The sequence below is a fragment of the Niveispirillum sp. SYP-B3756 genome (assembly GCF_009495745.1).
GTDB lineage: Bacteria > Pseudomonadota > Alphaproteobacteria > Azospirillales > Azospirillaceae > Niveispirillum.
This window is the reverse complement of record NZ_WIDQ01000008.1, coordinates 161,121-169,042: the sequence shown is the minus strand read 5'-3', so window position 1 is coordinate 169,042 and position 7,922 is coordinate 161,121. Positions and strand designations below refer to the sequence as shown.

4 protein-coding genes and 1 rRNA gene are annotated in these 7,922 nt (G+C 62.2%); 3 read left to right on the top strand and 2 right to left on the bottom strand.

The features are described from left to right. A 16S ribosomal RNA gene (locus GE253_RS17185) occupies window positions 1–114 on the bottom strand; the annotation flags it as partial. A 1,125-nt stretch (window positions 115–1,239) separates the two neighbouring features. On the opposite strand from GE253_RS17185, the gene GE253_RS17180 reads away from it, so the two are divergent. Next, window positions 1,240–2,643: a M23 family metallopeptidase gene (locus GE253_RS17180; RefSeq protein WP_348770887.1), complete on the top strand. Its 1,404-nt coding sequence runs from the start codon at window positions 1,240–1,242 to the stop codon at window positions 2,641–2,643. 113 nt (window positions 2,644–2,756) lie between these two features. Here the strand turns inward: GE253_RS17180 and clpB are convergent, their stop codons facing one another. Further along, complete coding sequence (gene clpB / locus GE253_RS17175; RefSeq protein WP_153205366.1) at window positions 2,757–5,399, bottom strand: ATP-dependent chaperone ClpB; 2,643 nt, start codon at window positions 5,397–5,399, stop codon at window positions 2,757–2,759. Window positions 5,400–5,673: 274 nt separating this feature from the next. Here clpB and GE253_RS17170 point away from each other — a divergent pair, with 274 nt between their 5' ends. Next, window positions 5,674–7,080 carry an ethanolamine ammonia-lyase subunit EutB gene (locus GE253_RS17170; RefSeq protein ID WP_153205365.1) on the top strand — a complete coding sequence of 469 codons (1,407 nt, stop codon included), beginning with the start codon at window positions 5,674–5,676 and terminating at the stop codon, window positions 7,078–7,080. Further along, window positions 7,077–7,853 (top strand): ethanolamine ammonia-lyase subunit EutC, encoded by a 777-nt coding sequence (gene eutC, locus GE253_RS17165; protein ID WP_153205364.1) that lies wholly within the window; start codon window positions 7,077–7,079, stop codon window positions 7,851–7,853. The genes GE253_RS17170 and eutC overlap by 4 nt, the downstream gene beginning before the upstream one ends. The last annotated feature ends 69 nt before the right edge of the window (window positions 7,854–7,922 follow it).

Below are 7,922 nucleotides of genomic sequence, written 5' to 3'. Positions count from 1 at the left end.
TACATTCCCACGTGTTACTCACCCGTGCGCCACTCACCTTGCGGTGCGTTCGACTTGCATGTGTTAGGCCTGCCGCCAGCGTTCGTTCTGAGCCAGGATCAAACTCTCAGGTTTTATGCGACCAGCCGATCACCAAAGTGACCAACCAATCTCAAAGACGGGTATCGTACTAAACAACACCTTACCTAAGCATTCATCCGGCCATCCACTGTCACCAGTGGACAGCGTTCAGAGCATGCTTGCTTGCAAGATGCACATTCAACGATACCCGAAAAACGAGCCTGACTTCCGCTCATCCCCCGGACACGCCGCCTGCGCATCCCTTCTCTCAATCGATTTACTTGTCCAAGAACCCGGCCCAAAAGCCGACAAACCCTTCGCCCCGACCGGAAAACCAGTCGACACCGGCACCCACAAAAGCAGGAGGTTCATGCCACGCAGTCCAAAAGCCATCAGCTCAGAGACTGCAAATCCATCGTCGGCAGCGGCGCCGCCGTCGTTGGTGGAGCGCTTTCTAAACACCTCCAACCAACCCGTCAACCGTTTTTTTTCACCGTCCTGAACTTTTTTCTCCGCAGCGCCCAAGCGCTACAAAAAGTACAGAACCAATCCGGTCAACGGACCATCAAGCAAAATACCCACCAGAACCAAGTCTGGCGAACACCTCACCCAACAGCACGATAGATCATTCCACTTGTCCGAAGGCCGAAGCCTTCAAAGAACCATGGATGATACTGGCCAAAACCACCACCACCCAACCCCGCAACTGCCAAACCATCCGGCCCGTCGTCGTGGGAGGCGCTGTATAGGCGTACATAAAAACAGATGCAATAGGTTTTTTTGGCCAGTAGCGATTTTTCAACCACCCAACATCGGTAGGGCAATCGTGGTTTGTGGATAACGCGTGCGCGCACGCGTGAACGGGTCGGCAAGAAGCATGATCCCTGCGACTTCCCGGATCATGGCGAGATTATGAAAGCCAGTATTTTTTTTGCTGTAAACGCGTTCTTTTTGCTCGCATTCACGGCACCAGATGCGGATTATCGAGCCCGCACCCAGAAGCCGGAAGCACGGGACCAATGCAGTTACCACAAAAGTGGTGCGCAATGTTCCCGTTGACAGTGATTATCCGGCCACGTGCAGGAGGTTAGCGAGGCACGGCTGCACCGGCTCGTGCGACATGAATTGAACCTGAAAACGGTTCACACCAGGAAGGGGCATAAGGATGGAGGCTCATCCGTGCTGAGGCGTCTGGCAGTTGCGGCCATTGCATTGGCCGCTGTGGGTGGTGGGGGCATCGCCACTTACCTCAACAGTTCCTCCAAGCCGCTTCCTGTTGCTGCCGATCCGGGCGTAGCACCAGCAGCACCGCTGAACGATCTGGCCGCGGTTTCCATCGATTCCAGCCAGGGCATGGCCGTGCTGGATGATGGTTGGGGGGATAGTGAGCAGGCTGCTGATCCGGTGGAACGCCGCATGGTCAATCTGGGCCGGGGCGAGACGCTGATGCAGGTGCTGCTGGATGCCAATGTGCCCCAGCCTAATGCCCATGAAGCCATTACCGCCCTGCGGGCCGTTTACGACCCGCGCCGGATGAGGACAGGTCAGCCGATTGAAGTGCTGTTCGACCGGACTGAGGGGAATGGCAAATTTATCGGCTTCGCTTTTCAGCCGGCCGTTGAACGCTCCGTCGCGGTGAATTTCGACGGTGTGCGCTATCAGGCAGCCGAGACTGCCAAGAAGCTGCAACGCCGCGCCATCGCGGTGCGCACTAATATCGATTCATCGCTGTTCGAGTCCGGCCGCAAGGCCGGTGTGCCGATGAATGTGCTGACCAATCTGATTCGCAATTACTCCTATGATGTCGACTTCCAGCGCGACATTCAGCCGGGCGATGGGTTTGAGGTTCTGTACGAACAGTTGGTGACAGAAGATGGCGACGTGGCCAATGGCGCCGGCGAGATCATCTATGCTGCACTGACCCTGTCGGGGAAGAAGCGCGCCATCTATCGTTATGAAGATGGTGAGGGCATCGTCGAATATTTCAGCGCCAAGGGCGAATCGGTCCGCAAGGCGCTGCTGCGCACCCCGATTGACGGGGCACGCCTGTCTTCCGGCTTCGGGATGCGCAAGCACCCGGTGCTGGGTTTCACCAAGATGCATAAGGGCATCGATTTCGCCGCCCCCACCGGCACCCCGATCTATGCTGCCGGTGCCGGCACGGTGGATGAGGTGGGGCCCAAGGGCAGCTATGGCAATTACATCCGTATCCGCCATAACAAGGAAATCGCCACCGCCTATGCCCATATGTCCCGATTCGGCAATGGGATGCGCCGGGGTGCGCGGGTGGCCCAGGGCGAGGTGATCGGCTATGTCGGCACTACTGGCCGTTCCACCGGTGCCCATCTGCATTATGAGATTGTGAAGAATGGCCAGCAGGTGAACCCGCTGTCAGTGGAAATGCCGACCGGGCGTAATCTGGACGGCAAGGAACTGAACCGTTTCAAGGGTCTGGTCGCCAACATCGACAACCAGTTCGAGCAGGGGCTGACCCAGCCTGAAGGCATCGCCATGGTCTCCGCCCCGGCGTCGGCAGCGGTGAAGCCCAGGGCCCGGGGATGTGACAAGAAGCACGGCTGCTGATCAGCCGTGCTGACAAAAGCAGAAGGCCCTGGCCGGATCGCCCCGGCCAGGGCCTTCTGCTTTTCAGGAAGAACAGAGTGGGGGAGAGGCTTGCCCCCTCCCCCATCACGGCTTCAATGCAGCATCGGACGGCTGCCACCCCAAGCGGATTCTTCCGGCGGCGGCACGACGCCATGGACCGCCTGACCATTGATGGTCAGCCCATCGGCCACCGCATCAATGGCGATGTTCTCGCCATCCAGAATGCTGCCTTCCAGCAGCTTGGTGGCCAGCGGGTTCTGCAACTCCCGCTGGATCACCCGCTTCAGCGGCCGCGCGCCATAGACCGGATCATAGCCCTTATCAGCCAGCCATTGCAGGGCAGCCGGCGTCAGTTCCAGATGCAGGTCGCGGTCGGCCAGCATTTTCTTCAGCCGGCCCAACTGGATATCGACAATGCCGGTCATATTGTGGCGCGACAGCCGGTGGAACATCAGCACCTCATCCAGCCGGTTGAGGAATTCCGGCCGGAAGGAGGCGCGCACCACCTCCATCACCTGGGTGCGGGCCTGGTTGCTATCCTCCCCATCCGGCAGGTTGGCCAGGAATTCCGAACCAAGGTTGGAGGTCATGATGATCAGCGTGTTGCGGAAATCCACGGTGCGGCCCTGGCCATCGGTCAGGCGGCCATCATCCAGCACCTGCAGCAACACGTTGAACACGTCCGGATGGGCCTTTTCCACCTCATCAAACAAAACCACCTGATAGGGCCGGCGGCGCACCGCCTCCGTCAGCGCCCCGCCTTCGTCGTAACCGACATAGCCCGGCGGGGCACCGATCATGCGGGAAACGGCGTGCTTTTCCATATATTCGGACATGTCGAGCCGGACCATCGCCGTCTCGTCATCGAACAGGAATTCCGCCAAAGCCTTGGTCAGTTCCGTCTTGCCCACGCCGGTGGGGCCGAGGAAGAGGAAACTGCCAATGGGGCGGTTGGGATCCTGCAAGCCGGCGCGGGCCCGGCGGACGGCGTTGGAGACGGCGATCACCGCCTCCTCCTGACCGATCACCCGGCTGCGCAGCTTGTCTTCCATCCGCAACAGCTTTTCCCGTTCCCCCGTCAGCATCTTGTCGACGGGGATGCCGGTCCAGCGGCTGACCACGGCGGCGATATCCTGGTCGCGCACGGCCTCGTTCAGCATCCGGTGCTGGCTGGCCTCCTGCGCGGTCACCAGTTTCTTTTCCAGTTCCGGAATGATGCCATAGGTGATCTGGCCCGCCTTGGCCCAGTCACCAGCCCGCTGCGCCTGTTCCAGTTCCGCCCGCGCCCGGTCCAGATCCTCCTTCAGCTTCTGAGCGGAGGTCAGCGTTTCCTTCTCCGCCTGCCACTGCGCCGTCAACTCACCAGAGCGCTGCTCCAGATCGGCCAACTCCACCTCCAGCTTTTCCAGCCGGTCACGGGAGGCCTGATCGGTTTCGCGCTTCAACGCCTCCCGCTCGATCTTCAGCTGGATGATGCGGCGATCCAGTTCGTCAATCGCTTCCGGCTTGCTGTCCACGATCATGCGCAGGCGCGAGGCCGCCTCGTCGATCAGGTCGATGGCCTTGTCGGGCAGGAAACGGTCGGTGATATAGCGGTTGGACAAGGTGGCGGCGGAAACGATGGCGCTGTCGGTGATGCGCACGCCATGGTGCAGCTCATACTTCTCCTTCAGGCCGCGCAGGATGGAGATGGTGTCCTCCACCGTCGGTTCCGGCACGAAAACGGGCTGGAAACGGCGAGCCAGGGCGGCATCCTTCTCAATATATTTACGGTATTCATCCAGCGTGGTGGCGCCGACGCAATGCAACTCACCCCGCGCCAGGGCGGGCTTCAGCATGTTCGACGCGTCCATCGCGCCATCGGCCTTGCCGGCACCAACCAGCGTGTGCAGCTCATCGATGAAAACGATGATCTCCCCGGCGGCGGACTGGATTTCCGACAGCACGGCCTTCAACCGTTCCTCAAACTCACCCCGGAACTTGGCGCCGGCCACCAGGCTGCCCAGGTCAAGCGAGAGCAGCTTCTTGGATTTCAGCCCCTCCGGCACATCGCCATTGACGATGCGGAGCGCCAGCCCTTCGACAATGGCGGTCTTGCCCACGCCGGGTTCACCGATCAGCACGGGATTGTTCTTGGTGCGCCGGGCCAGCACCTGGATGGTGCGGCGGATTTCCTCATCCCGGCCGATCACCGGGTCCAGCTTACCGTCACGCGCGGCCTGGGTCAGGTCACGGGCATATTTCTTCAGCGCGTCATAGCCCTGTTCGGCGGACGCGGTATCGGCCGTGCGCCCCTTGCGCAGGGCGTTGATGGCCTCGTTCAGCTTTTGCGGCGGGGCACCGGCATCGGCCAGGATCTTGGCCGACGGCGTGCCCGTGGTCAGGGCGAGCGCCAGCAACACCCGCTCAGCGGTGACGAAACTGTCGCCGGCCTTCTTCGCCGCCTCGTTAGCGGTTTCGAACACGCGCGCCAGTTCGCGGGTCAGATAGACCTGGGCGCCACCGCCACCTTCCACCTTGGGCAGCTTGCGCAACTCCGCCTCCACGGCGGACAGCGCCTTGGCCGGGTCACCACCGCTATTGCGGATCAGGTTGGCGGCCAGCCCTTCACTGTCATCCAACAGCACCTTCAACAGATGCTCCGGCGTCAGTTGCTGGTTACCGTCGCGCAGCGCCATGTTCTGGGCTGCCTGGATGAAGCCTTGGGCGCGTTCAGTATAGTTCTTGAAGTCCATGATAGGCACTCATGCTCCCCATTGCTGCCGCATCGTCCCCGCTGGGCCCGATATTGGCGATGATCCACGTCAATGTGCGATCCGGGAGGGATCGCCTTGAATGTGGGCAGATCGGGTGGCCACCGCAAGACCCACCCGACGCCAGGGCGCGCAGAAATGCATGGTTTTTCACTTTCGGTAAAGAAGGTACGGCTTTTGCAAAGCTTTGCGGTGGGGCCGGACCAGGATAGGCTTGGGATGGACGGCCAGGGCCACGGCAAAAGAGGGCGGACCCATGGGTTTCAGCGCGACATTGGGCCAGACGCTTTATCGTTTTGATGATCTGGGCAGCCTGCTGGCCCGCGCCAGCCCGGCCCGGTCGGGCGACCGGCTGGCCGGTGTAGCCGCTGGCAGCGATGCGGAACGGGTGGCCGCCCGGCTGGCGCTGGCCGACCTGCCGCTGCGCACCTTCCTCACCACCGATCTGGTGCCCTATGAGGCGGATGAGGTGACACGGCTGATCATGGACAGCCATGATGGCGCCGCCTTCGCGCCTGTCGCCCATATGACGGTGGGGCAGTTCCGCGACTGGCTGTTATCCGATGCGGCGGATGGGGCTGCACTGGCGGCGCTCGCCCCCGGGCTGACGCCGGAGATGGTGGCCGCCACCTCCAAACTGATGCGCAATCAGGATCTGATCGCGGTGGCGCGCAAATGCCAGGTGGTCACGCGCTTTCGCACCAGTATCGGCCTGCCGGGCAGGCTGTCGGTGCGTTTGCAGCCCAACCACCCGACCGACGATCCCGCCGCCATTGCCGCGTCCATATTGGATGGGTTGATGTATGGCTGCGGCGATGCGGTGATCGGCATCAACCCCGCCACCGACAGCGTGGGCCGCACCACCGAATTACTGTCGATGATCGACGATCTGCGCCGCCGCTGGGATGTGCCGCTGCAATCCTGCGTGCTGGCGCATGTGACGACGCTGATCCAGGTGATGGAACGCGGCGGCCCCGCCGATCTGGTGTTCCAATCCATCGCCGGGTCGGAGGCGGCGAACCGTTCCTTCGGTGTCAATCTGGCCATTTTGAAGGAAGCGCATGAGGCGGCCCTGGCCCTGAAGCGCGGCACCATCGGCGATAATGTGATGTATTTCGAAACCGGCCAGGGCAGCGCCCTTTCCGCCGAGGCGCATCACGGGCTGGACCAGCAGACGATGGAGGTGCGGGCCTATGCGGTGGCGCGTGCCTTCCGCCCGCTGCTGGTCAATACGGTGGTGGGCTTCATCGGGCCGGAATATCTCTATGACGGCAAGCAGATCATCCGCGCCGGGCTGGAAGATCATTGCACGGCCAAGCTGCTGGGCCTGCCGATGGGGGTGGATGTCTGTTACACCAACCATGCCGAGGCCGATCAGGATGATATGGACAACCTGCTGACCCTGCTGGGGGTGGCCGGCTGTTCCTTTGTCATGGGCGTGCCGGGGGCGGATGACATCATGCTGTCCTATCAGAGCACGTCTTTCCATGATGCGCTCTATGTCCGCTCCACCCTGGGCCTGAAGCCGGCCCCGGAGTTTGAGGCATGGCTGGCAAAAATGGGCGTGATGGACAGCCGGGGCCGGATGCGCCCGGCGCTGGAGGGGACCGGGGCCGGGCGGCTGCTGGCCGGTAGTGCACCCCAGGCGGGAGAGGCGGCATGAGCAACGGTACTTTTGACAGCGCCTTCGATCCCTGGGCCAATCTGCGCCGCTTCACGCCCGCGCGTATCGCGCTGGGGCGCACGGGCGACGGGCTGCCCACCGACCGGCTGCTGGAATTCCAGGCCGCCCATGCGCTGGCCCGCGACGCCGTGCACCAAGCCTTTGATGCGGAGGGGGTGGCCGACCAATTGTGCAGTCTGGCCCATGTGATCGTGCGCAGCCAGGCGCGCGACCGCGCCACCTATCTGCAACGGCCCGATCTGGGGCGGAAACTGGATGCAGCAGATAAGGAAGCCCTGACGGCCATGAGCTGCCCGTCCAAGGGTAGCCATGATGGCTATGATGCGGTGATCGTGCTGGCCGATGGCCTGTCCGCCCGCGCCCTGCACGATCACGGTGCCGCCCTGCTGCGGGCGGTGATGGAACGGCTGGCGGGCTGGAATCTGGCCCCGGTGGTGATTGCCCGGCAGGCGCGCGTGGCACTGGGGGATGATGTGGCCGCCGCCCTGAATGCCAGGATGGTGCTGATGCTGATCGGGGAGCGGCCGGGGCTGACGGCGGCGGACAGTATCGGTGCCTATCTGACGTTCCAGCCCAAGCCGGGGGTGACACGCGATGCCGAACGCAACTGCGTCTCCAACATCCGGCCCGACGGGCTGCCGCTGCCGGTGGCCGCCGACACGATCGGTTTTTTGATGAGCGAGGCACGGCGGCTGAAACTGACCGGCATCGGCTTGAAGGAGGATCGGCCACCGGAACTGACGAATGGTTGAGACTAGATTCAACAAAAGCACCCCAGGAAACCCTCTCCTGAGTCGCTAAACCCCGTTAACATTGAATCA